Source organism: Variimorphobacter sp. HTMS_6 (genome assembly GCF_059717775.1).
The window spans coordinates 1,564,544-1,589,368 of sequence record NZ_AP046094.1; the positions used below are offsets into that span (position 1 = coordinate 1,564,544).

The 24,825-nt window shown below is 34.6% G+C and carries 32 protein-coding genes; 5 read left to right on the plus strand and 27 right to left on the minus strand.

What is annotated here, in order from left to right; all coding sequences use genetic code 11:
- Nucleotides 1-11: 11 nt before the first annotated feature.
- The 8 genes from AC6IWN_RS06970 to AC6IWN_RS07005 form a co-directional block, all read right to left on the minus strand.
- Nucleotides 12-566 carry a DUF1697 domain-containing protein gene (locus AC6IWN_RS06970; protein WP_497991650.1) on the minus strand — a complete coding sequence of 185 codons (555 nt, stop codon included), beginning with the start codon at nucleotides 564-566 and terminating at the stop codon, nucleotides 12-14.
- Between the two features lie 109 nt (nucleotides 567-675).
- Nucleotides 676-1,203 (minus strand): cysteine hydrolase family protein, encoded by a 528-nt coding sequence (locus AC6IWN_RS06975; RefSeq protein WP_497991651.1) that lies wholly within the window; start codon nucleotides 1,201-1,203, stop codon nucleotides 676-678.
- Between the two features lie 57 nt (nucleotides 1,204-1,260).
- A complete protein-coding gene (locus AC6IWN_RS06980; protein WP_497991652.1) occupies nucleotides 1,261-2,019 on the minus strand; it encodes a GNAT family N-acetyltransferase in 759 nt (252 codons plus the stop codon).
- Nucleotides 2,020-2,269: 250 nt separating this feature from the next.
- Nucleotides 2,270-2,812 (minus strand): GNAT family N-acetyltransferase, encoded by a 543-nt coding sequence (locus AC6IWN_RS06985; protein WP_497991653.1) that lies wholly within the window; start codon nucleotides 2,810-2,812, stop codon nucleotides 2,270-2,272.
- A gap of 80 nt (nucleotides 2,813-2,892) precedes the next feature.
- Entirely contained in the window at nucleotides 2,893-3,759 is an 867-nt protein-coding gene (locus tag AC6IWN_RS06990) for an AAA family ATPase (protein WP_497991654.1), read from the minus strand.
- Nucleotides 3,760-3,921: 162 nt separating this feature from the next.
- Nucleotides 3,922-4,599, minus strand: a complete 678-nt coding sequence (locus tag AC6IWN_RS06995) for an HD domain-containing protein (protein WP_497991655.1) — start codon at nucleotides 4,597-4,599, stop codon at nucleotides 3,922-3,924.
- A gap of 68 nt (nucleotides 4,600-4,667) precedes the next feature.
- Nucleotides 4,668-5,126 (minus strand): VOC family protein, encoded by a 459-nt coding sequence (locus AC6IWN_RS07000; protein ID WP_497991656.1) that lies wholly within the window; start codon nucleotides 5,124-5,126, stop codon nucleotides 4,668-4,670.
- Nucleotides 5,127-5,634: 508 nt separating this feature from the next.
- Nucleotides 5,635-7,332, minus strand: a complete 1,698-nt coding sequence (locus tag AC6IWN_RS07005; protein ID WP_497991657.1) for an N-acetylmuramoyl-L-alanine amidase — start codon at nucleotides 7,330-7,332, stop codon at nucleotides 5,635-5,637.
- Between the two features lie 319 nt (nucleotides 7,333-7,651).
- Between AC6IWN_RS07005 and AC6IWN_RS07010 the strand changes: the two genes are divergently transcribed.
- Genes AC6IWN_RS07010 through AC6IWN_RS07020 form a run of 3 tightly spaced genes read left to right on the plus strand, consistent with a single transcriptional unit; the run spans nucleotide 7,652 to nucleotide 10,499 of the window.
- A complete protein-coding gene (locus AC6IWN_RS07010) occupies nucleotides 7,652-8,305 on the plus strand; it encodes a response regulator transcription factor (protein ID WP_497991658.1) in 654 nt (217 codons plus the stop codon).
- 3 nt (nucleotides 8,306-8,308) lie between these two features.
- Complete coding sequence (locus tag AC6IWN_RS07015; protein WP_497991659.1) at nucleotides 8,309-9,742, plus strand: sensor histidine kinase; 1,434 nt, start codon at nucleotides 8,309-8,311, stop codon at nucleotides 9,740-9,742.
- Complete coding sequence (locus AC6IWN_RS07020) at nucleotides 9,735-10,499, plus strand: hypothetical protein (protein ID WP_497991660.1); 765 nt, start codon at nucleotides 9,735-9,737, stop codon at nucleotides 10,497-10,499. Before AC6IWN_RS07015 ends, AC6IWN_RS07020 begins: the two co-directional genes overlap by 8 nt.
- Nucleotides 10,500-10,501: 2 nt before the next feature.
- Here the strand turns inward: AC6IWN_RS07020 and AC6IWN_RS07025 are convergent, their stop codons facing one another.
- The 15 genes from AC6IWN_RS07025 to AC6IWN_RS07095 form a co-directional block, all read right to left on the minus strand.
- Nucleotides 10,502-11,194 carry an MBL fold metallo-hydrolase gene (locus AC6IWN_RS07025; RefSeq protein WP_497991661.1) on the minus strand — a complete coding sequence of 231 codons (693 nt, stop codon included), beginning with the start codon at nucleotides 11,192-11,194 and terminating at the stop codon, nucleotides 10,502-10,504.
- Nucleotides 11,195-11,208: 14 nt separating this feature from the next.
- Entirely contained in the window at nucleotides 11,209-11,787 is a 579-nt protein-coding gene (locus AC6IWN_RS07030) for a flavodoxin family protein (protein ID WP_497991662.1), read from the minus strand.
- 36 nt (nucleotides 11,788-11,823) lie between these two features.
- A complete protein-coding gene (locus tag AC6IWN_RS07035; protein WP_497991663.1) occupies nucleotides 11,824-12,186 on the minus strand; it encodes a hypothetical protein in 363 nt (120 codons plus the stop codon).
- 26 nt (nucleotides 12,187-12,212) lie between these two features.
- A complete protein-coding gene (locus AC6IWN_RS07040) occupies nucleotides 12,213-12,464 on the minus strand; it encodes a fatty acid kinase subunit FakA-related protein (RefSeq protein WP_497991664.1) in 252 nt (83 codons plus the stop codon).
- Nucleotides 12,465-12,618: 154 nt separating this feature from the next.
- A complete protein-coding gene (locus AC6IWN_RS07045) occupies nucleotides 12,619-13,158 on the minus strand; it encodes a hypothetical protein (RefSeq protein ID WP_497991665.1) in 540 nt (179 codons plus the stop codon).
- Between the two features lie 320 nt (nucleotides 13,159-13,478).
- A complete protein-coding gene (locus tag AC6IWN_RS07050) occupies nucleotides 13,479-13,763 on the minus strand; it encodes a DUF3781 domain-containing protein (RefSeq protein WP_497991666.1) in 285 nt (94 codons plus the stop codon).
- Nucleotides 13,764-13,832: 69 nt separating this feature from the next.
- Nucleotides 13,833-14,399 carry a hypothetical protein gene (locus AC6IWN_RS07055; protein ID WP_497991667.1) on the minus strand — a complete coding sequence of 189 codons (567 nt, stop codon included), beginning with the start codon at nucleotides 14,397-14,399 and terminating at the stop codon, nucleotides 13,833-13,835.
- A 160-nt stretch (nucleotides 14,400-14,559) separates the two neighbouring features.
- Nucleotides 14,560-14,970: a DUF3788 domain-containing protein gene (locus AC6IWN_RS07060; protein WP_497991668.1), complete on the minus strand. Its 411-nt coding sequence runs from the start codon at nucleotides 14,968-14,970 to the stop codon at nucleotides 14,560-14,562.
- Nucleotides 14,971-14,996: 26 nt separating this feature from the next.
- Nucleotides 14,997-15,431: a VOC family protein gene (locus AC6IWN_RS07065; RefSeq protein WP_497991669.1), complete on the minus strand. Its 435-nt coding sequence runs from the start codon at nucleotides 15,429-15,431 to the stop codon at nucleotides 14,997-14,999.
- Between the two features lie 187 nt (nucleotides 15,432-15,618).
- Complete coding sequence (locus AC6IWN_RS07070; RefSeq protein ID WP_497991670.1) at nucleotides 15,619-16,380, minus strand: NYN domain-containing protein; 762 nt, start codon at nucleotides 16,378-16,380, stop codon at nucleotides 15,619-15,621.
- 444 nt (nucleotides 16,381-16,824) lie between these two features.
- Nucleotides 16,825-17,274: a metallophosphoesterase family protein gene (locus tag AC6IWN_RS07075; RefSeq protein ID WP_497991671.1), complete on the minus strand. Its 450-nt coding sequence runs from the start codon at nucleotides 17,272-17,274 to the stop codon at nucleotides 16,825-16,827.
- Nucleotides 17,271-17,462: a YwbE family protein gene (locus tag AC6IWN_RS07080; protein WP_497991672.1), complete on the minus strand. Its 192-nt coding sequence runs from the start codon at nucleotides 17,460-17,462 to the stop codon at nucleotides 17,271-17,273. The genes AC6IWN_RS07075 and AC6IWN_RS07080 overlap by 4 nt, the downstream gene beginning before the upstream one ends.
- A 34-nt stretch (nucleotides 17,463-17,496) precedes the next feature.
- A complete protein-coding gene (locus AC6IWN_RS07085; protein WP_497991673.1) occupies nucleotides 17,497-18,285 on the minus strand; it encodes a hypothetical protein in 789 nt (262 codons plus the stop codon).
- Between the two features lie 104 nt (nucleotides 18,286-18,389).
- Nucleotides 18,390-18,941, minus strand: a complete 552-nt coding sequence (locus tag AC6IWN_RS07090) for a hypothetical protein (protein WP_497991674.1) — start codon at nucleotides 18,939-18,941, stop codon at nucleotides 18,390-18,392.
- Between the two features lie 677 nt (nucleotides 18,942-19,618).
- Nucleotides 19,619-19,852 carry a hypothetical protein gene (locus AC6IWN_RS07095; protein ID WP_497991675.1) on the minus strand — a complete coding sequence of 78 codons (234 nt, stop codon included), beginning with the start codon at nucleotides 19,850-19,852 and terminating at the stop codon, nucleotides 19,619-19,621.
- 356 nt (nucleotides 19,853-20,208) lie between these two features.
- Between AC6IWN_RS07095 and AC6IWN_RS07100 the strand changes: the two genes are divergently transcribed.
- Nucleotides 20,209-20,793 (plus strand): helix-turn-helix domain-containing protein, encoded by a 585-nt coding sequence (locus AC6IWN_RS07100; RefSeq protein ID WP_497991676.1) that lies wholly within the window; start codon nucleotides 20,209-20,211, stop codon nucleotides 20,791-20,793.
- Between the two features lie 51 nt (nucleotides 20,794-20,844).
- Nucleotides 20,845-21,744 (plus strand): DMT family transporter, encoded by a 900-nt coding sequence (locus tag AC6IWN_RS07105; protein WP_497991677.1) that lies wholly within the window; start codon nucleotides 20,845-20,847, stop codon nucleotides 21,742-21,744.
- 11 nt (nucleotides 21,745-21,755) lie between these two features.
- Here the strand turns inward: AC6IWN_RS07105 and AC6IWN_RS07110 are convergent, their stop codons facing one another.
- From AC6IWN_RS07110 to AC6IWN_RS07125, 4 genes are all read right to left on the minus strand, one after another.
- Entirely contained in the window at nucleotides 21,756-22,304 is a 549-nt protein-coding gene (locus AC6IWN_RS07110; protein ID WP_497991678.1) for a flavodoxin family protein, read from the minus strand.
- A 393-nt stretch (nucleotides 22,305-22,697) separates the two neighbouring features.
- Complete coding sequence (locus AC6IWN_RS07115; RefSeq protein ID WP_497991679.1) at nucleotides 22,698-23,030, minus strand: hypothetical protein; 333 nt, start codon at nucleotides 23,028-23,030, stop codon at nucleotides 22,698-22,700.
- Nucleotides 23,031-23,081: 51 nt separating this feature from the next.
- Nucleotides 23,082-23,477 (minus strand): enhanced serine sensitivity protein SseB C-terminal domain-containing protein, encoded by a 396-nt coding sequence (locus tag AC6IWN_RS07120; protein ID WP_497991680.1) that lies wholly within the window; start codon nucleotides 23,475-23,477, stop codon nucleotides 23,082-23,084.
- A 63-nt stretch (nucleotides 23,478-23,540) separates the two neighbouring features.
- Nucleotides 23,541-24,692 (minus strand): DUF362 domain-containing protein, encoded by a 1,152-nt coding sequence (locus AC6IWN_RS07125; RefSeq protein WP_497991681.1) that lies wholly within the window; start codon nucleotides 24,690-24,692, stop codon nucleotides 23,541-23,543.
- Nucleotides 24,693-24,825: the final 133 nt, after the last annotated feature.

Genomic DNA, 24,825 nt, shown 5'->3' on the forward strand with positions numbered 1-24,825 from the left:
TTTAAAATTATTTATAATGATACCAACATATTATACAACTTGTTAACGGTATTCCAATTTCGAACGGTACTTGATTTAAAGAGCTTTGAAGCTTGGATTGCCAGTTTTGAGTCACGTACACTTTGATGACAAAGTAGATAAGCCTCTCTCTTCCCGGGTCTAAGGATATCGGATTTAGCATATTCCTTACATATTGTATCAATCTTTGATTGTTCGGGTAAATTGTCCATGAAGTACACATATAGATGTTCTACCTCACTATTTGAAGCAATAGCAGCTGCAATCTCATCCGTAGTGATAGGTAGGTTATTGATTAGGTTTTCCATCTGTTCAATATTTCGTATGATTACATCACATGTGTAGTTAAAATGTTTCTCAAAACCACATTGTACTACAAGCTTTAATTCTGATTCAACCATATTTGTTTCTACAAGGGCATTTCCACTTTGGATATATGTCGCAACCTTATTTAGACCCAAATCAAGAAGTAACTGTTTCAGATCCTTCATTTTTACGATGTTCTTTCCTCCAACATTAATTCCACGAAAAAGTATGATGTATCTCATGTGCACCTCGCATATTGTGTTTATAATTGTTTATTGTTTTATACAGCGTAACGTTTATATTATGGGTAGAAATGTCGTTGCGGAAAATTAGATAGAGCTAGATTCGAAATCAATGCTCTCTCATTCGTTTTAAAGTTTCTTCTAACGTAATATATTCCGCATATCTGTTATTCCAGATAAATTCATTGTAGTATTTATAACTCATCTCAGAGGTCATATATTGATTGCTCATTGTTGAATTAGAATGAGATGGTATTATCATATGAAAACCGTGCTCAAAACCGCATTTTACCGTCGCATCAATACAATAATCGGTTTGGAGACCTACAAGGAGGATTTCTTTTTCCCCTTTATCTTTCAGATATTCTAATAACCCGCTTTCTTTAAAGGCACTGTTCACCGTTTTATCGAAGATTTTTTCGCCCGTTTGGGGTTCGAACTCAGAGTAAATTTCAAAGCACTCATTCCCTTTGGTCAATTCGCTACCCTCACCGTCGTCATGGCGTACATAGATAACTTCGATCTGGTTCTCCCTAGCGGATGTTATCAATTCTTTTACATTTGATACAAACGTATCAAACGCGTATAAATACTGATTGGTAATCAAATTTTGAGTATCTACTACAAGTAATATCATGTCTTATCTCCTTGCTTTATAGTGTGTTATTATATATAGATTATCATAATATGTATTTTAATATACAACTTCATACGCGATATATTCATGGTCAAAATGATATCCCAGTTTTTCAGATAAAGCCACGGACCATTTGTTCTGGGCATCCCAGCTTGGATATAATTTTCTATCCAAACATTCCAGGATTAATTTTGCACCGCATACATAGGCAAGACCTTTTCTACGGAACTCTTCCTTTGTGTCAATCTCTATTTCAATCCCCTCAAGATATCTTGAGTAGGAGGAGGCACCGGCTACAAGCGCACCATCCTTTAATATAGCCACTCCTATTCCTAAGCGGTGATACATATTATAATCTTTATATTGGGATACTAGATCCTTGCACCATTCATTTGATAAGCATTGATGAAATATGGCTTCGTCAATCATGCTTATGGTGTATTCACCTGGCAAGGAACGAACTACCTGCTTTAATTGCTTCTTGTCAAATACATCAGGTTCTTTTTTTATGGCATAACGGGTCACTTGTTTTGCATTTGCTCCATGAATCTGTTCAATCAGAACTGCCCATTCATCGTTCTGCGGCACCATGATGATGAAATTCTTCTGTTCCGGTTGGAATTTCACCAGCTCCTGACTGGGGGCACCGCCTAAAAAACAAAAATCACCGAGCACTGCCATTGCTGACCTAGGCTTATCTTCGCAATCAGTATAAATACTGCCCATAATATTTTGCAAGCTTGACCATATGGGAGTTTCCTGCCAATTTGCGAATAATGTTTCCGCTTTCTTTGTGTCATCTATTTTTGTAATCATTGTTTTCTCCTTGTTAGATAAGTTGTTAATTATCTTGCTATTGTAATATATGAAACAGAATTTAATTTAGTTTGGAAATGGATCCGTATTCGGATCTGTTTTCCATATGTACTCAATTCCATCGGCATACCATCTTAATTAAAATCTAAAAACAATATGACATTCATATAAAATTAAAAAGTTATTATTAATCAGTAAAGCGAACAATGTAGTTACGATACATGGCATGTTATACATTAGTTATATTTAATCAAAAATTATTTATCATTCTAATTATTTTTTCTTTCTCTGCCTTATATAAGGTTCCTTCTCCTATAAACGAATGGATTGGGTGAAATCCTATTCTCTCTAGACAGTGGCTTCCTTCCGGTGATACAGCATCTGCATATATGGAAGAATAAGCGACACCATTTATATCCAACCACGTTTTTAGTCCCTCATATAATCGATATATTAAGCCTTGTCCTCTGTATTGAGGTAGCAATAATATACAATGACAATAGAGAATGCCTGGTTTGGAATCATTCAGTGCCTCTGGAGTTAATAACTTGTAGATCGGCCTGTTTGTTTTGGTTGAGATGTTTGGAATCTGCTCGTGAATAGGTATTATTGTTATAAAACCGGCAGGCTCCTTATCGATTGTAAGCCATATAATACTATCCTTTCTAGAATAAATCATATCTGCATCCTTATCTGTTATCCAATCTGATTTTTGGAATGCAGCGTAATCCATATTCTTTGCTATTTCCATTATAGATTCTGTTGCATATTCAATAAGATTGATTTCATACATTGATACCTGCCTTCTTTCCTAACAAGATAATGTCAATTCTTTAGGGTGACACTAATTTCCTTAAACTGATTACATAACTATTATTTATTAAACTCCTCTTCATGTGATTTAAAAAAGTCAAAATAGGTTCGTACATTTTCTAGATTTGTCCATCTCTCGATCGTTACAGGATTTTCATCAAGGTTATATATTTTAGCACTACGCATCGCCAGTAGAAAGGGTGAATGAGTTGAGATAATAAACTGGCACCCAAAAAATCGTGCCGATTCTTCCAGAAAGTTCACTAATTCCATCTGACGTTTTGGAGAGAGGCTATTCTCAGGCTCGTCTAATAAATAGAGTCCGTTTTCCCCTATTTTCTCGGTGAAATAGCGAAATGCACTTTCACCGTTCGAATATTCTCGTACATTGTCAATTAATTCTCCCCTTACATAACGGGATTGGGATTTACGTCTGGAGTTATTAACTTTTTTGAGCTGTTCATAATCATCCATGGATTTCATCTGAAAATTCGAGTATTTTGACTCAAGATATTCATCAAATAGCTTGTCACGCTTTAAGTCAATTCCTTGATTTAGATTACGGATATTTAACATATAATCAAATACGTCATCGCTGGTAATAATTCTACTACCCTCAGGTATATCCTCTTCCTCATCCTTATTCATATCACACATACTCACATAGTCAGGGAAAAAGTTTGATTTATTATAAACAGAATCACGGATTACACCAGTTTTTTCTGCAATCACATTTAATGCAGTTGTTTTTCCTGAACCATTTCCACCATACAATATGGTAATCGGTTCGAAATCAAGTCGGTCTAGATCATGACTGGACAAAATTTTAAATGGGTAAAAGGAGTCGTAACAGGTTCTTCGAATGCTCATAAAAAAATTAAATTCCATGTCCGAGCTTGGGAAGGTAAAGCTTCTTAAATAAATCATGAGTACTCCAATCTAAGAATAAATTAAATATGTATGATAACTAATAGTGAAATTAGAAGTTATTTAAAAACAAATATAAAATCAATTTCATATATTCTCTAATTATCCATTAATTATCCATTGTTGGAATAAAACTAACATAACGATATCCTTGTTCTGCAACTAATTGAAAACAGAGGAAAGTTCTTTTATCCCGTATGTATAACAAGATTGTACTTCATGGAGCATATTGTTATAAAAAGAAATTGCGGAATGTTTTCGATCTTTGCCAATTTCTATGGCTCGTTTGGTATAAAATTTGTCATATATGTTTTCAAGTTTGTATTTGTACTCCTGAAAAAAGGATGCTTGGTCATCATGGGTTCCATCTAGTACATTACCGTTTGCATCAAGGGAGTATAATGGATCAGAAACAATACCTTTATACAGTAAGGTACGTGCAATTCCCAATGTTCCTGTTACATCTAATTTATCAGAGTCAAATAGTATTTTTGCTTCTAGGGTATTCGGTGGATTGTCACTACGAAATCTATGTGACAATATACATTCCCTAATATGCTGAGCGCTATTTTTTGACCAGTTGTTATTGATCAAAAAATTGTAAGCTTTTTGACTTCCAACTTGTTCATGCCTTAACTTGGCATTTTCAAACTGCTCCTGTCTTCCAATGTCATGTAGTAAACATGCTGCAATTAAAACATCCTTATTCACATTATTCTCATATGCGGCGATGTCCAAAGCTAAATAAAGTACCCTGTAAACGTGATCTTTATCATGTGCGCTATCTTTCATACATTCCAACATATAATTTTCAAGAAGTGTAAATGAGTTTTTATCCATAAGTTTTCCTCCGTGTAGTTTCAATAGTAAGTATAATTCTCCAAATTATACGATTAATCATTTACTAATTATTCTATTATATTCCTCCAGCTTTGTAGCTCAATAATATTACCCTCCGGATCTCTAGCATATACAAATACTGCTTCCGTACCATCAGGGTATCCTGCGGTAACCAACTCTCCAACACTACTTCCGCCTGCGCTTATAATATCAGCTAAAGTCTTCTCTACATCATCCACCTCAAACGCCAAGTGGGCAAAACCCGGTCGGTTAATCTCAGCGGGTATACTTTCCTTTAGCTCATCATAAGAAAATATTTCAAGAGTTGGATGATCCGTATCATATCCCGGTAACAACAGGTGTTCTCCAGTGATATGTGCCCCCTTAATATGGGTAAGTCGATCTAACCACTCTCCCCTTAGGTCTCGTTTTTCATCGATACTTTTGCAATGAAGAACATTCTTATAAAATTTGATAAGGTTTTTCGCATCCTTTGCGATAATATTGGTGTGTACATAGCGAAACATAGGATACTCCTTTCGATACTGATTTATGTGGTATATTGATCAATTGGTGTAAAATAATTCAATTCTGATATTTCTATTACTGTGGATTATCTTTTACTGATTTTGTTTTAATTTGCTGTGCTTCATCAAAGAATAGGCTATCACTAACGGGAAGGACTTTATTATAATGTTAAAAATAAAAATTCTACTCCTCAATTGTGGTTCCCCCTGATTTTATCTTTTGTAAACCGCTTAAGTATCAAAGCTAATTTATGTAACGGACTGATAAATATATGTAATTAGGTTACACCAAATATTAACAGAATACAACCTAAAATTTATACCTATCAGGGTATAGTTTCGATTATAATGTCGGTCGGTGATTCTTCTGTTATGTGCTTTGATGTTATGGATAATCAAAAAGGTATGTAGCAATTTTATTTGCTACACACCCGGATTAATCATTCAGTTATATATATGATATTAGCTAATATAAAATCTTATCATGGAGCTATAACACAGTTCATTATTAATTCTGTGTTTTGTGATGAATCGGCATTGTATCATCGGTAATTCTTTTGAACCGATACCCTCGATTTTTGTAGATTTTAATTATTTGCGGCAGTGCTTTTACAGTATTTTGCTTACCGGTTGCATCATGAAGCAATATCGTAATCTTGCTCCAATGACAGGAGGTAGCACCTTTTACGATGGATGCCACTGTAGTATTTTTAGCAGCATCTTCTGAAGAGATATCCCAATCAAAGTATTGGTAACCATTATCGGTTACTTGGTTAACCAGACGGCTCATAATACCGAGGTTATACTTTTTACTTACGCCGTTGGAAGCACCGCCAGGGAAGCGAATATAATGAGGCACAAAGCCGATTTCCTGCTTTACTAAGGAGCCGATGGAATTTAAATCATCAAAAAAAGCATCGTCGGAAGCATAGACTTTTGAATAATCATGGGAATAAGTATGGAGGCCTATCGTATGTCCTTTTTGATAGGCCTCCTTAATCATGGGAAAGTATTGTTTGTTTATACCGGTTACAAAGAAGGTTGCTTTAATCTTGTGTTGATCTAATATCTTCAGAATTTTTTCTGTATTTGATGAAGGTCCGTCATCAAAGGTGAGATATACCACTTTATCCTTATTTTCGTTTGATACATTTTTTACTGGTTTATCGGGTTTCTCTGTTTTATCCACATTAGGATCATTTCCCTTGGGTATATTATTATTGTTGGATGTATCATTTCCCTTGGATATATTATCATTGTTGGATGTATCATTTCCCTTGGATATATCATCATTGTTGGATGTATCATTTCCCTTGGATATATTATCATTGTTGGATGTATTGTTTCCCTTAGATATATCATCACCTTTTGAAATATCATTCTTATCATCGTTAGTGTTACCAGTGTTTGATGAAGGCGGGAACTGTTTGAAGTACAGCTCCAGCCCGTTTAGGATGCCCTGTGAAAGTTGATCACGGTATTCCTCGGTAGTCATCTTTGACCGTTCCATCTCATTGGATAGATAACCTACCTCTACCAAACAAGAAGGTATTATTGTGTCACGGATTACAACGAGTGTTTTATTGGAATAGGTTCCGCGGTTTTTCGCATTGGTCACTTTGGTAACGGAATCTTCTATTGTTTCTGCAAGTATAGTGTTGCGGGGATTGGAATTCGGATTAAACCAGGTTTCTATACCCGATATGCCGGTATCATCATGTGCATTTAGATGAAGACTGATGAATAAATCGGCTCCGCTTTCATTTGCAATCTTTGGCCTCTCTTCAAGCGGAACGCTCTTTTCCACTTCTCTTGTTAATAATACCTTATATCCGGCACTGGTCAGCTTCTTCTTAAGTTGAAGAGCTAATTCTAGTGTAATATCTCGCTCAAAAAGACCTCCATAGATACATCCCGGGCTATCTTTCCCGCCATGACCCGGATCAATTACGATATATCCCTTGGATCCACCCTTGGGTCTGTCCTTGTCTATGTAGTCCTGCTGATTCGTGGAATTGACGCTATGTCTCGAATTTCCATAGGTAAATAGTAATCCGGTTGCTACCTTTACGAATGAAACACACAAAATAATTGCTAAAATACTATAGACGACAAAACGTATACCGGAAGGGCTCCACTTTCTCTTATTCTTTCTCCGGCTAGATGAATATCTCTTCTCCTGCTGTTGCTCTTGATTTGTTTCCATCGTTGTTCACCTCATAATCTCTCGTAATATATTGCAGAGAGCTTAGATAATCCTTAGTGGGATTGAGTTAGTACTCCCTGTTGCAAATTTATCCTAGCAGGATAATGTATTGTTTTTGTACAATAGTTGTGTCAAAGTTGTCTTTTTTCAAAGAAAGTAAGTTGACTGATTAACCTTAACAAGATCGCTTATCGGAGTTATAATGATAAGAGATACAATACTTTGGAAAACTAGGTGGATTCTGTGTCATGCAGAATTTACATCTATGATACAAGTGAATGATAACCTATTTAAATAAGATGAAAGGTTGGTGGATTATTTGTTAAATATTTTGATTGTAGAAGACGAACAGGCAATCAATGAATTAATTTATGTTAATTTAAGAGATAATGGATATAACTGTACGCGTGCTTTTGATGGGCAGGAAGCGGCAGATTTGATAGAGAATAATGTATATGATTTGATATTGCTGGATATCATGCTTCCCAAAATAGATGGTTATGAGTTGCTTGATTATATCCTACCCTTTGGAATGCCCGTGATCTTTATTACAGCGAAGAATGATATCAACGAACGTATTCGAGGGCTAAAGCTTGGGGCAGATGATTATATCTCTAAACCATTTCAAGTTGGAGAACTTCTAGCCAGAATAGAGGCAGTTCTAAGACGCTTTGGAAAAAGTGAAAGAAAAATTGAGCTATATGGTGTTACCATTGATATTAATTCCCGTGAAGTAAGAAAAGATGGCCAGTTAGTCGATCTGACTGTGAAGGAGTTTGAGCTGTTAATACAGTTGATTCATAATAAGAATGTTGCACTTCGTCGTAGCTGGCTGTATGAACGAGTTTGGGAAAATGAATTTACAGGAGAAACACGAACTCTTGACACACATATTCAACGCTTGAGAAGAAAACTGGAATGGGAAGATCGTATTAAGACAGTATTTCGAATTGGCTATCGGCTTGAGGTGTAAAATATGAAACTATTTTCAAAAATATTTTTATGTTCGATGATTGTGTTAACCATGGCTCTATCTTTGTCCGGTTTTCTTCTTATAACTTCTTCTTATAAAAATGCCGTAAATCAAGAGATCCAGCGTGCGATGGATCAGTATCAATATATTAAGTTTCTTCTTCAGGCAGATCTTATTCAACAGGATGTGCAAATGGATAAAACAAAGCTGGATGACACGATTTATTCCAGTGTGTCTAAGCTGAATAATCAAAACTTGCCTGGTTTTTCCAGTGATAGTAACTATATCAGTGTTTTTAGAGAGGATCATACCTCAATATACACCACATTTCCTGAAGGGGTAAAGTTTAATATATCGGATTATGACGTGAACAAGAAGATAATTAATAAGATTATACAAATCGATGGAGTAGCCCATATCCTTGTGCTTGGCAAGATAACTCAAAAAGAGCAAACAGTATATCTTCTGACTTCAACGAACATTCAGCCTGTGATAGATCAAAAGGAAAAAATGATACAAAACTATGGAACGATATATTTCGTTACGATCAGTATTGGAGTGATATGGGTTATTCTATTCTCTTCTCTTCTGACTGGACCACTAAGGAATATGTCCGTGGCAGCAGCTAGAATCGCTGATGGTAACTATAAGGAACGTCTCGAGGTTTATTCCGGAGATGAAATTGGAGAACTATCAAAAAGATTCAATATGATGGCGGAGATGATTGAAGAAAGGATATCGGAGCTTTCTACGGTTGCGAAACAGAAGGAAGACTTTGTATCAAATTTTGCGCATGAGTTAAAAACTCCACTGACATCAGTAATCGGTTATGCGGATATGATTTATCAAAAACAACTGTCCAGAGAGGACACTAAGAACGCGGCAGCCTACATTATGGATGAAGGACTTCGGCTAGAGGCACTTTCCATTAAGTTGATGGATTTGATTGTGTTAAATAAACAGGATTTTGTTCTTGAAGAGCTTCCGGCGGATGAGCTGCTTCAAAATATCGGTGATACGCTAAAGCCATTATTTCAAAACAATCAAGTGACATTTACTCTTGAAGCGATGAATGAGTACATTAAAGTAGACTTTGATCTGTTCAAAACGTTGCTTCTCAATCTTATCGATAATGCAATTAAGGCAGGTAGTACACAAATCACCCTAACCGGTGAGATTGTGCAAAACTGCTATGTGGTTTCCGTATCGGATAATGGGTGTGGGATTGCATCAGAAGAATTAAGTCGTATCACAGAGGCTTTCTATATGGTGGACAAGTCCAGATCCAGAAAACAGCATGGCGCCGGACTTGGTCTGGCACTAGCCTCAAGAATCGCACAAATACATGGCAGCAGGTTAGAATTTGAAAGTATTCCATCCAATGGGACGACGGTATCAATACCTCTACCGCTGAAAGAGGGTGACAATAATGAATAAGCAGCGTATATTATCAGTAATTGTAGCACTGTTTTCTGTGTTGACCGTATTCGGAGGTTGGTTATTGACCAATGCCTTAATGGATCAGCAACAGTATAATTTGATTAATACAGTTCGTTCTGTTCATGTCAAGGAATCTCCTGAAGTCGATCAGGATGAGGAAACGGATAGAATTGTTTTGAGTACCAAGGAAATTGCAGATATTTTAAAAGTTTGGAGAACTGAAAAGACAGGATATTATCATGATCCCATCGATGGACAGTTAACGATGGAGGAAGCCATAAAAGCTGCCAGCTCCGGGTTATACTATTTTTGTAATAAAGGGGTTTTACCTAGTCAAATCCTTGAGGGAGATTTCAACCAGACGAAAGCTTTTTTATATGATATTCAGTCAACTCCTACCCGAGAGGAGGTTAATCCCGCTCCCCGTCCGGCCTACAGCTTCTGGTCAGTAAGCCTTGCTAATCAAAAAATCTTAGTGGATCTTACGTTAAATGCACAAACCGGTCAGATATGGATGGCGAATATTACTTCTATTACAGATGAATTCAACTTTAATAAAATCAGTGCCATAGATTTATTACAAAATTATGAAAGCTATCTAAAACTTAGTGATGGGACTCAATTAAAAGGTGATGAAAGTTATGCAGCAAAAAGCTACTACAATGATTTAATCGGATTAGTTGTATATAAAAAATCAACCGATTATAGTAAATATAGTATGATTCAATTTGCCATTGGATCAACACAAAAATAAAGTTAGTGAAGTTTCTTATATGCATTCATAAGTTTTTGGCGTGTTATTGGTTTACCATGAGCGGGACAATACAAAGCACAGGTGGTTTTTATTAATGTCTTCCAAGATGCCTTTATACTATCTTCATCATCAGCAAAAGGAGGATATATATTACCAAAGGCATTGACCATGGTATCTCCTACTAATGCTACTTTTTGATCGATTAGTAATGATATGCTGTCCACCGTATGCCCAGGCGTGATTTGAAGTTCAACCAAATCGCCAAAATATTTTATAATGGTTTGGTTGTTTAAAATCTCGGCCTGAGGGCATGGGTGATAACTAGTAATTTGATTAAAATGCATGTGATTTACCACCCAATGAAGCATTTTCCCAATAGGGTTTGTTCCATGTGGCATATCACATACGCCTTGCTTCAATTTATCAATTCCCATTTCTGAGATATACAAATTGCAGCGATAATGATTCGATAAAGTAAAGGCATTCGATACATGATCAAAATGATTATGGGTTAAAAATATAGCATCAATTTTATTAATATTCATTTTATGAATACTTTTTATCAACTTACGAAGCTCAAATTTTACACTAGTATCTACAAGAACATGAAGTCCGTTACTCTCAATTATATAGCAAGAGCATCGATGAGTCTCAGTACGATATATGCGGTAATCGTTCCCTTTAAAAATGAGCATATTAGTTCTCTCCATTACTCCGATTTTTCATCGGCTACATCATTCACTTTATTAAAGAATTGGGTGATATCTTTTACCCCGCTTAATGCATGCGGATCATTGATTGCCGGCTCTACGTTGGTATTAAAGCTGGATACCAAAGGTAATATATCGTATGCATTCATATGATGAAGTAAAATCTTGGCCGTCTCATAAGGTTTATTCAAATTCCCATCTCCGCCACCAACTAATATTACAGCTCCTCTCTTCTGCTTTATCGATACCTCTTCTTTTCTAAAGTATTCTGCACAAAAATAGGTCTGTAATCTACTTGCAACATCCAATAATTTACCGGTCAATTCGGAGAAATAGATAGGGGAAGCAATTAGAATATTATCACATTCTTGAATATAATCATAAACTGACTGCATTTCATCCTTAATACTACAGCCGCTTCGATTCCAGCAATATCTACAGTCAATACATGGACTGATATCACAGTGATATGTATTCACGATTTTATAATCTCCGTTTAATTCCTGAGTCAAGAGATTGATTAGGCTTGCACAATCCCCGTTTTTCCTTGGAGAACCATTAAAAATCAGTGTTTTCATTCTATTCCTCCTCTTTATCACAGTATAAATTTACGATTATACCGTAACTACCCCGACTTGATATTCATCTTCATATATTATAGTTCCTGGATCGTCTGACTGTGATTTTACTACATCAATTTTATATTTAAGAAGCATTCTAAAATAAAACTCTAATTTTTCTATTAACGATATGGTATTATCATTGTCTTTAAACCAGGTAACTGCGCCCACTGAATTACCATCCGAATAAAAAGGAGGGATAGGTAATACTTTCTCAAAGTATTTACGGGTTTGCCAGTATTCCTGAGCCTCATCTTTGGTTAAACAGGTATCAAGTATATTCCACACAGCAACAAATAAACCAACCGGTTGCCCTGTTTTAGGACTTATATAATTTACATGATACCTAATATACATAAAATCGTCTCCCAATCTATACAGAATTAACCTTGTAACCCTCTGGCTTGTCTGTCCATATCTTCGATTACAATATCATAAATCTCCCCGATAGATGAACAATATTCTAATACCTTCCAGGGTTCATTCGTATGAAAATGAATTTTAAAAAGTTCCTCATCACCGACCGCTAATAAGCAGTCACCATCAAAATGTTTGGTAAAATATTCGTTGATGATTTCTTCATCCAGATTATCGCCTTCCAGTAAAAGTTGCGTATCATATTTAAATTCTAACATAGTTTTAACCTCCTAAATAGTTGTTCTAGATTGATTATATTTAATCATATCATACACACCCCAGTTTTCCTTACCATAAGGAAATGCGGTTTCGTGATATTTCACATCTTCAAAGCCGGCAGCTTTATAGCAATTGTGTGCGGATGGGTTATTATCAAATACCGCTATTTTGAATAATATTATAATACAGATTCTTGGAATTATTAAAAGCAACTAGAAAGCAAATATTTGCGATGAAGCCTACTATTAATAATACAATATTTAAAAGTGGAACTAAAGCAAATGTTATGGTTAATACATAAAAAATTGTAAAGAAAGTCCAATTAGATTTAAGAGCGTCACCTTCTAAATGTATTAAAAATTTGCTCTCCATATCTTTTACTCCCATTACGATATTATAAGTCATATATAGATATAAAATTACAGATGCAATTAATATTAGGATATTTAGGCCACCTAGGGTAGCTGTAATTCCAAATAAATCAGTAATAAATATAATTGATGAGATTATAAGCATAATAATCGAAGTCGGTTTAGCCTTCATAAATAATATGCTTTTACTCATCATCTCATTTAATCCATTTATAACCATGATATATCCGATAAAGTTTGGCAATACATCAATACTAGAACCATTAAATTTTAAACTAAAGTTAATAAATATAAATATAAATCCCCAAAATATGTATTTCATATAATATACCCCATCTCCCCTATTATTTACTGCGCTGTTTTAAATCTTACGGATTACAAATTGTTGACTGTCAGAAAATACGTTTTATCATGATCTGTAATTTTACATATGATTTTGCATGGAACACCTGCTGCTATCACGTTAGGAGGTATCCTTTTTGTGATGACACGTGGCATAATTCTTTATATATATTCTTTAATCTGTTTCAAGTAACTCCGTCTTTATCCATCCAGGGCATGCGACTGTAGATACAATTCCGGTTCCCTTCAGTTCCACATTCAAAGCTCTGGAATCTTCTTTCTTTATGTAATTATTAAATCCTATGCCTTTACCCGATGAGCCGTAATTATTGTATAACTATATGCATTAACAGTGATTTCATAATTATCTATATAGATGTACCAGTTCTTACCTCTTCTATCTATGATCGCATTCGTATTACAGATTTTCTCAATGCACCAATTAACTACATTAACATCGTTCAAATTCAAATTTCTCTTGATCCGAATCACACCCAGTTCAGTAGTATGAATTTTATCAATATTCGCAATTAGCTCTGAAACACTGGTGTTTTTCTTGATTTGTTGATGCATTAATTCGCTCATAAACCTATTCTCCTAACGTATGTTGTATGTTGATCCGTATTCGGTAAGCTTATCATGGTATCTGATATATTAGTTCTTGCGTCTGTTGTCAATGATGTCTTTCATGTCTATGGGTTCTTCAAGTACTCCTTGATTCTTCTTATAAGTTAACCATCTATATGAAATCACATAACTCACATCTTTATTGACAACTAATTGGTCATATATATCTTTCTTACATTCGATTTTAACCAGATGAGTATTTTTATTAATATAAAAATAGTACTTTCCATGTGAAATATCCTTATTCGTAATGCTCGTTGACGTTACGGTGCTATAACCCACATCGCCGTACGTTTTATACATCATCGTATGTATACCAATAAATACTACAAAAATGATGATGGTTCCCAACCTCTTACCAAAAGACACAGTTTTCTCGGAATCGATATCACGAACTATGCGGATGGCAATTAATATCCCTGTTAATACGATTATTACCATTCCGACCACAGTAACTATATTTAACATGTCTGCAATCGTATGAAAGCTATTTACCCACGTATATCCAAAGAGGAACCATATAATCCAAAAGAGTATAACTTCAATTACAAATGTAGTTACACTTATTATATTAAATTTGCTGTTTTTCTTCATTGTGTCTCCTTTTGAGTAGAAAAAGTACTATATATTGTCTTCCGTTATGTCTGTCATTATAAATGCTATTGTTTCCGTAATTCTTTCCATGTACCATGTTTACTACCTGACAAATACGAACCCTCACTTTTCAAAAAACCTTATATGTTAATGCACATTATTAAATCTTGTTCATTGGCTTCTTTTTTACGCTAAGTAATAAAATAATTTCATTAAATAACAAGTCGTTTTCCACATCAAACATTAACCATTTGCCATCATGAAATACCTGTGTCGCATCATAAAGCTTTTGGAGTTCTTCAGTAAACTGGTATCTGTTATCTTCAAATTTACTTCTCTCATTTTTACCAAGAATAATCCATACTCCCAATTGATTTTCTCTGAAATAAAGTGTACACAGAGTCTTCCCGCTCTTGGTGTAACGCAAACAAGCCTGACCGTATTTTCCGCCCTTTGACCATGCTTGATCAACATTGTAGCTATTCGTAATATAATCATTAAGTTTGTCATACATTTTGAATGAATTAGAACCTAACAATTCTTGTATTGCATCTAATGAATATTCTTCCATAGCTCCTCCACTGTTAGTAAAAATTATTAATTAGTACCACCGATTACTCGTTTATGCATAGGGTGATCTTCTTTGAATTGTACCAAATCCCAGAGGTTTCCGTAGAAATCTTTAAATACTGCAACAATCCCATAGGATTGCTCTTTGGGTTCGCGAACAATTTCAATCTCTTTGGATACGATGTCATTATAATCTCTCCAAAAATCATCTGTTCCAAGGAATAAGAAAACTCTTCCCCCTGCCTGATCTCCAATAAAAGGATGCTGTTCCGGTTTAGAAGCTTTTGCAAGTAAGATTGTAGTTCCGGAGGAACCGGGAGGTGAAACAACTACCCAACGTTTATCCTGTTCTGGTTGATAGGTATCTTCGATCAATGTAAAATGAAGCTTGTTCGTGTAAAAATCAATTGCTTCATCGTAGTCTCTCACGACCAAAGCAATATGTACGATAGATTGCAACAAGAGTAATACCTCCTTTATATGTGAATTAATAAGTTTCCATGCGATTTATCTATTATGAGATTGACTTAACGCTATAAATAGGATTTGTAGATAGATATCTAATAAGTTAAGGATATCTATCTCATATCCATTCTTTTATTATGATTTTGCAATATCTTGTCCTACAAGTTTTTTAATAAACTTATTCTTATTTGATATTTCTCACATATATGAGTTTGATTTTTCTATTACCCGTATCTCTTTCATCAATTTCGAATTGCTTTAATGTTTTTATTAGTGGAGTGATTTTTGTGAAGCCAAAATTACGAACATCAAAATCAGGCTGTTTCTTTTGTATCAGATTACCGACATCTCCAAGGAACGCCCAGCCCTCTTCATCAGCAACATCAGTGATCGTGTTTGAAATTAGTGAAATAATATCATCGCCAATTTTTATTATTGGGTCATTAGAATGTTTATACGGGGCATTATTTTTTTGATTTTCTTGATTCTCAGGGTTTTGTCCGATTTTTGAACCAATTATCTCAATGTATGTAAATTTATCACATGCGACGATAAAAGGATTCGGTGTTTTACGCTCACCTATCCCAAATACTTTCATTCCGGCTTCTCGTAATCGTATAACAAGTCTAGTGAAATCGCTATCACTAGAAATAATGCAAAAACCTTCTACCTTATCAGAATACAGAATATCCATCGCATCAATTATCATTGCAGAATCAGAAGAATTCTTTCCACTTGTATAACTGTATTGTTGAATCGGTGTAATGGCATTCTCAAGCAGAACATTTTTCCACCCTGTGATGTTAGGTTTTGTCCAATCACCATAAATACGTTTTATTGTAGGTGTTCCATATTTGGCGATCTCCTCCATGATTCCTTTAATATTACTATAAGGTACATTTTCGGCATCAATTAAAACCGCAAGTTTAATATCTGTATTTTCCATAAAATTTCCTCCCTTTCTTCATTAGAACGTTAAGTTTTGCGTTGTTATGTAAATTCTAGAATCATGTTAAACATACTACTCGAATAAATCGCGACTACCACAAAAGAACTATTTTCTAAATAATTCCTAATTTCTACTCTCATATTATAACCTATAATGTACCGGTTGAGCCTTATTAATTATATTTTATCCTAAAATTTTTCTTATTTGATAGAAAGAATTTTCATCATGAGTTTACATATCTCTAAACTTTTAGAAGTGTACTCGTCCTTTGGGTTCATAAGCAATCTCAAATTTTGAATTCAGTTTGATTGCTTTGGATAGTGATAATTAATTTGAATTTGATCCAAATGCACGAATGCCTAGCTTTTGTTTTAAGGTTCCAGTTTATTGAAAAGTATTTTTATTTCACATTTTCTATTTGAAGCTAATACATTATCATCCTTAAGAAATTACCACCTTTTCATACGTATAGCTTCCGTTATCCACAATCATACGGCACATCGTAATTTCCAGATCAAAGCGTCGCTTGCCGCAGCTGCCGGGATTGAGAAACAACACACCATTATTGACATCAGCAGAATATTTATGGGAGTGCCCATAGACAACCACATCAACATTATTCAAGAATTCGGGGATATCTTTCTTATTATGAACGATGAAGAATCGTACCCCATCAATAGTAACAGTAAGGCTTTTGGGTAGATCTTCCGCCCAGTCTTTATCATTATTCCCACGTACAACATAGGTCTCTCCGGCCTCCCTCATAGTTTCGACTATGGAGGGCGTGTTGATATCTCCGGCGTGTATTATATAATCAGCAGTAGCCAGCTCTGTAATGACCTGTTCTCGTAATAGTCCATGAGTATCGGATATAATTGCGATTTGTTTCATAAGATTTCCTGAACTCTTCCCACTTGTCCATCCGTTAACATTACTTTGATTCCATGTGGGTGAAAGCTACTATTAGTAAGTAGTTTTGCGACTGTTCCCTCTGTTAGTTTTCCTGTCTTTTGGTCAGCTTTTAATACAATTTTCACCTGTGCACCAATTTTAATATCAGATCTATTTTGCCCGTTCATCTAATTCCTCCTCTAATGTAATCGGCTATTTATTTTATGGTATGGTTGATATCAGTTTTTGATATAGCTGCTTTGTCTTCTTACTGTTTCCAAAGCTTATATATATATCTTTCTTATTCGTGCGTTCTATTTTTATTGTTGGAGATGAATTTGCCTGAACAAATAATAAGGTTTTTCCGAGTCGCTCCGATTCAAAGTTTCCTTTCAACGCCCCTCCAATTCCGCCGTAACCGTTAGTTCTTGTTCCTATTCCAATATCGTTCATGCTTGTATCAATAAGAGCGATATGGGTGATTTCAGAATAATCAACTGTTAAACCATACATCGCTTTTATTTGAAAGTTGTTGTCATAAATTTTTATTACTGGTTCTTTTGAGCCATTATAAATCATAATACCCACTAAAATAAAAACCATTCCCACAAATGCAGTGACAGCGATAACAACCGCTTTGGGTGTCTTTGTTCTTGAACTATCAATTTGATAAGTGACTGATGTATTTTTATATTTTTTATAAATTCGATTATAAACGATGATTAAAACAATCGTGCCAGGGATACATATTAATACTAATGAAATAGCACCAATTATTATTGTGAAAAGTGACAATATACCTGTTACAAACATACTAAACGTATATATTGTCCACATCCAGCCATTCGCGCGATTATACGCAGGAATGTCGGTGATTTCATCCGGTCTTACTGTACTACCTGACCAGAAATGCACTGGTTCTTTATTCTTGAATGCCCATATTGCAATTACACCAAAAATAGCTGAGCATAACCAACATATGGCGGCGAAGAAAATATTTGAAAATGTCATATCGGAATCCTCCTAGACTTATAAAAAATATAATACGTTATGAGAATACAAAGTTTTTGACTGTGACAACTAGATTCCATAGTATTAACTTCGAATAGATGTGCTTATAATGAAAAATTCATAAGGATTTTCTTAAATCTTCCCATGATTTTATTATATTTTTTAATCGAAGTTTGTTCACCATTGACATCGTATTCATTTACATAGGAAGCATCTTTAATTGTTCTTTTTGTATATGGTGTGTTTTTATCATCATAAAATAACTTTGCGTTTTTAACCAAATCATCTTTATCATAGTTAATCGCGTCTTGGGAAATATATAGATAAGAGGTTATATCCTTGACTTTACTATTCATTATAGTGTAAAAGTCATATCCGGAAGAATTACCCCCAAAGCCGCCTGCATGATTGTATGTTGAAATTACAATTTTTGAAGTGACTTTATCTTTACTAAGGCAGGCATAGTCTCCACCCATAGAACCACCGCATTCTGAAGCAGACAATAAAGTGTTTACTTTGTTTTTATGTATTGAATAAAAGCCGCTATAAGAAGCTGGAAAGCCTTCAGAGTTATTAGGCTTCATATAAAAATATAATATTTCTTTGTTGCTTCCATCCAATTTATATAATCGAAATGTTTTTATAAAATCATTCATTTGATTCACATTTAATGTAGATTCCTCCTCAGAAAAAAATCTTCAACTTGCATATCTTTTATATAATCATGATACAACTTGATTTTTGGAGTTATCTCATTCTCTAGTATTAAATCGGATAAATCATCGCAACTTTCTGAATTTGTTACAACAATACTATCATTGCCACTGGTATCATAACTAGAAGCAACAAAGCTAGTATTAGAGTTATAGTTATCATTACCGTATAGTGTAATATAATCGTAAGTTTGTGGTAGTACTTCTACTCCTTCTTTGTTTAAAATTCCATATTTATTATCTTTTTCAAAAGAAAAGAAATCTCCTAATTGACTAATATTATCATCCTTGCTTTTTGTTAAAATATTACCGTTTTTATCAGCAAGGCTATAACCACTGCTATCTAGCTATTACCAAAGTGATAAATATCCCCAATAATATAGTTTTTTTCATGATGTTTCTCCGTTCGTAATATAAATTTGTTGATTTAAACTCATTATACCATTATTAGGTAAAATCAAGAAATAAAAAGTAAAAATCATTTTGTCTAAATATACTTTGATTCATAAACTGCCTGTAGTCCTAGATAAAAGCTTATGTTAGTAAGCTGGTATGGGGATACAGGCAATAATATAGATAAACCTAATAATATTTGCTGAAATTTTAATAGTAAGTATGATTCACTTTTTGGCTTTTATACGTAAAATAAGAGATAATATCAAACATATTGCAGTTGGTGGTAAAAACAATATACTGTGAATGAAAGCATCAACATCGGCACCCGCAGAAGCATAGGGGCTATATTCTTGAATATTATAAATATAAAATATGCCTCCGAAGTAACATATTAATAATACTATCCCGATTCCAAGAAAAATTCTTGATGCATTATTTCTCTTTATTTTAAATCCCATATTAACCTCCAGTACAAAATTAATATTAATGGTTCACAAATGCTACTATTTTCTTGAGAAAAGTTGGCTATCAACGAAAAGCCATCTTAAGCCCCTTCATCTCATCTCTCACTCTTATCTACAATACAAGTTATAATACTCCCTGTAGATGTTAAAACAAGTACTATTTCGTTATATTTACATTATATGTAACATATGTGATTATTTCAATGCCTTTCTCAATATCATGCTCCGGAGACCTATTTCTTCTCATTCATAATAATCGAATTATAAAATTTACTGGGAAAATGTATAAGTATATGTTATGTTATATAAAATATGCTATAACAGATATACTAAAATTGGAGGCGTTGATAATGGATAATCTAAAAGCAGTTATCGTAGAAAGATTAAAACTAATTCGATATTCAAAACAATTAAATCTGGATCAGGCGGCGGAGGTAACAGGAATCAGTAAGGCAATGTTAAGCCAAATGGAGAGAGGGCAATCGATGCCCACCATTACTACCCTATGGAAAATCGCAACCGGATATAAAGTACCGCTTACTTATTTTTTAGAAGAAGAAAAAAGCAGTTATACGCTGATTGATTATAAAAAATCAATACCTATTTTAGAAGAGGACGGTTTAATGCAAACCTTTACGCTTTTTCCTTATAATCCGGTACAGAATTTTGAAATGCTTTATATTGAATTCGCCCCAGAATGTATCCATGAATCTTCGAAGCATATAGACGGTGTTGAGGAATATATTTTTGTTCAGGCAGGAAGTCTTACGCTACATCTTGGACAGCAGGAAATTATACTACATGAAAAACAGTGCTTCCGGTTTCAGGCAGATATCCCACATCGTTACGTAAATGTGGATGATAAAAATAGTTGCAGCATCTTAAACATTATTTTTTATCCTACAACTATGCCAAAGAATGAACGAGGAAATTAAAGTGATAGAAAGTTTATGTCGTGCCCGAAGGCGCGTGGAATGGAGATTAATATGAAAAAAGCATTTTTACTTGGGATTGCAGGCTCCCTCTTTTTCGCTTTTACCTTTGTATTAAATAGAAGTATGCATTTATCAGGGGGAAGCTGGATTTGGAGTGCAAGCTTACGTTACTACTTTGCCCTACCGATCATGGCACTTATCGTCAAAAAGAAGTTCGGATTTCAAAAGGTTCACCAAGCAATCAAAGAGCGTTGGGGAGCATGGCTACTATGGAGTACGATTGGTTTCGGGCTGTTTTACGCCACAATATCGTATGCGGGCGATTATGGAGAGTCCTGGCTGATTGCAGCCTCTTGGCAGATAACCATAGTAATGGGTGTGTTAATGGCGCCTGTATTTGGTAAACGAATCCCTATTAGAAATCTAGCGGTATCCGCGATTATATTAATCGGTGTTTTTTTACTGCAAGCGAACAACTGGGAAGAGTTCAAATTAAATACGGCCACACAGACATTAATACCTATCTTAATTGGTGCCATATCATATCCACTTGGGAATCGGAAGATGATGGAGATAAGTACAAAACAGCTTTCCACTATAGAACGAGTATATGGGATGATTTTATGTAGCATACCGTTCTGGCTATGCTTATCTATCGTTGGACTTTTTACGGTTGGTACTCCATCTTATTCCCAAACACTTCAATCCTTTGTTGTTGCATTGTTTTCCGGTGTCATCGCTACACTGCTGTTTTTCAAAGCAACGGATTCTGTTAAAACGAATCAGAGACAATTAGCGGTAGTGGAATCCACCCAAGCTGGTGAAGTGATTTTTTCTTTGTTGGGAGGTATTCTTCTGCTTTCGGATGCCATGCCTGATGTCTGGGGGATGGTTGGAATTGTGCTCATTTTATTTGGAATGATTTTAAACAGCTTGATTTCAAGTAAATAAAAATGATATAACTAGCCATTAATAATTTTAGTGCAAAATTCTTCTATCTCACTTCTTCTAGTTTCAACATCGTCTTTATTATCAATTGAGCAGAGCCCTAAACGATCCTTTGATACTATGTCCAAGTGTCCATAAAAGTGTTCTAAACTTTCTATTATTCTAAGGCACTCCTTCATACTTGGTCCGGTTCGTAAAGCAATACTATATCCTGTTTTTCCTTGACCAATCGTTGCATGTGGTTCATGTGTGTTACACCAAGGAGTACATCTGTCTATAAATGCTTTGAACTGGCCGGGAATATCAGCCCAATAAGAAGGTGCTACTGATATAATAATATCAGCCCAAGAATATTCGTTAATAATACTTAAAACATCATCGTTAAGGATACATTCAGCTGTTTTATGGCATGTCCTGCATCCTTTGCAGAATTTTATATCGTAATCATCAATACAAATATGTTTGATATTAAATTTTGTTTTCAAAAACGAGTTCACATGGTTTATGATTTCTGCTGTAGCTCCATTATTTACAGGACTACAATTCATTAATAAAACATTCATTCGCACGCCTCCACAAATACTGTTATAACTTTTTTAAAAAAATACTGCTAACATGACAGTTGATCAAATAAAACTAAAATGAGCTTCATTGGGTATAGATTATTTTGTCAAGATCTAACCGAATGTTATAGTCCACTTGACGCCTGCGATCGTTAAAATTGCTGAACTTATAACAATAAGGCACAAAACAGAAAGGGCAAGAAACCGCTTTTTCGATATTTTGTTCTTTTTAAAATCCTTGAAGAATAAGTAAATGCATAAAATATTGCAAATGATTACTATGTATTGAGCCAGATTTATAATAAGTGTACCTCACAGTATTTATTTTTTTTGAGTTTTCTTTTAAAGAAATAATTATTAATTTATCAATTTGAAAATCACAAACTAAAATAATCAGTTAACAATATTAAATTGAACAAGCCAGATTATTAGTTTTATTGCAATACAGCATATCGTAAGTATAACAAAAAACAGCATGCAGTTCTTAATCGTTTTCAGATATTTCAGTTTTCTGAATAATAGTAATTCATCTAGTTCATCATTAGTAATATCTGCATTAATATATCTAAAGAAGTAATATCCATCAACATTAATATCTTCTGGTAAAGGTTGATTGTTGTTGATTAATTCTTTGTATACTTTTAACTCATCTTGATTACAGCCAGCTTTCTTTATAATTCCTAGATCCAACTTGAAATTAAGTAACTCTTGTTTTAACTCGTCCATGATTATTCCCCCATAATTTATTAAGTCATCCTCTTATACCCATCAATATACTTACCCAAAAATCCCAAACTTCTTTTTCTTATAAAATGGTTCGACGGCCTTAACTGCTTCTTTTCCAAAGCTACTAGATACCGGAACAAAATCAAAATATTTGCCGTAAGAAAAAGGTATTCCAGCATTGGCTATGCCACTAAAAATTTCATTTTTATCACCAGAGAAGTCAACAACGATAAGATAACTCTGTTCATTATCTTTAATCATTAATCTAAGATATGCCGCTTTAACATTCTTCTGAGTTTTAAGGTATTTACAGATCTCATCAACCATCTTTTGAGGATATTCTGCCGGTTCTCCAAGCATGACTTCTGTATCCTTTTCTGCTACTTGTTCTCTAATCACAGTGTTTTGAGGTGTGCCGTTTTCAGCACTTTCAATAACATTAATCATATCAAACTCCATAACTTCTATTTTTCTCAGTACTGTAATATTTAGATTATTTGTTTCACTATATTATTTCTTTTTCTTACCGAATGCCTTCCTGATTAATGGTCTTTTAATCTCAATAGCGCCTTCAGGGCATAATTCCTGACAGCAATAACAACGAATACACCGTTCATATTTATATGACGGAGGATTTTCCTTATTACCGTCATGCCAGTTTATAGCCTTGGGATCAACTGGGCACATCTTTACACAAACACCACATTTTACGCATTTATTTTTTAAGATATACGGTCTTGGAACAATAAAACCATTTATATGTTTTAGAAGAGTTCCGCCTGATTTTAGGCTTTTAATGGGTTCTCTATCCACTTTGAATTCAAGGTCTTTAAAACTATCGATCGGATCTCCGACAAGCTCAATCTTGTTTTCGTTATATGTACCAAGTCCTGCTGCTTCTCCCATTGTTATCGTATGGGAGTACGCTGGGTCTACGCCGATTATGCGGCAAACAGTGGCATCCAGAGCAATAGGATCTGATGAAAACAGGAGTAGCCCCATTTTTCTAGGAGTGCCGTTCATCGGACCATTCCCTTCCATAGCAATAATTCCGTCCATTATGTAGAGTCGTGGTCTTATATAGGAATTAATATCAACAAGCATTTTTGCAAAATCAACAGGATCGGGAAGCTTTACATGAAATTCACTTTTAAGTAACCCAGGAACACAACCAAATTGATTTTTAATAGATCCGGTTAGCTTTAAGAATCCATGAGTCTTTAATTTTGGCAGACTAATTAATCCATCGCTTTCCAAAACTCCATTTGCCAAAGTTAATTTTTTGTTTTGCATTGCATCAGCAAAAAAAACTTCTTTACCGTTATTAAAATCAGAGATAGGCATACCCAATTCGTTAGCTACAGCTGCACAACCTGTCTTTTTTGCTGCATTTTCAGGTGAACCAAATCCTGGAGAATCTCCATAAGTTAGATTTACCCCGTTACTCTTAAAAATCTCAGCGACTGATTTAAAAACCGTTGGATGCGTCGTAGCCGCTTTTTCCGGAGACACAGCCATAATCCAATTTGGTTTTAATAGAATTTTTTCTCCGGTTTTTACAAAAACGGAAGGACCACCCAGAAGATCAATTCCTCTTTGAACCGCCGCTTTCACTTGATCATAATCATAATTTTCACATCTTACTAATGCAACCTTTGACATAAAATCAACTCCGTTTCATTCAATATATTTATATTATAATAATCTTAACATAGCAGATTCAGTACATAACTGTTCTATCGTTGTATCTTCAAAGGTTCCATGACAATCCGAACCACTTGTTACTTTCCCTAAT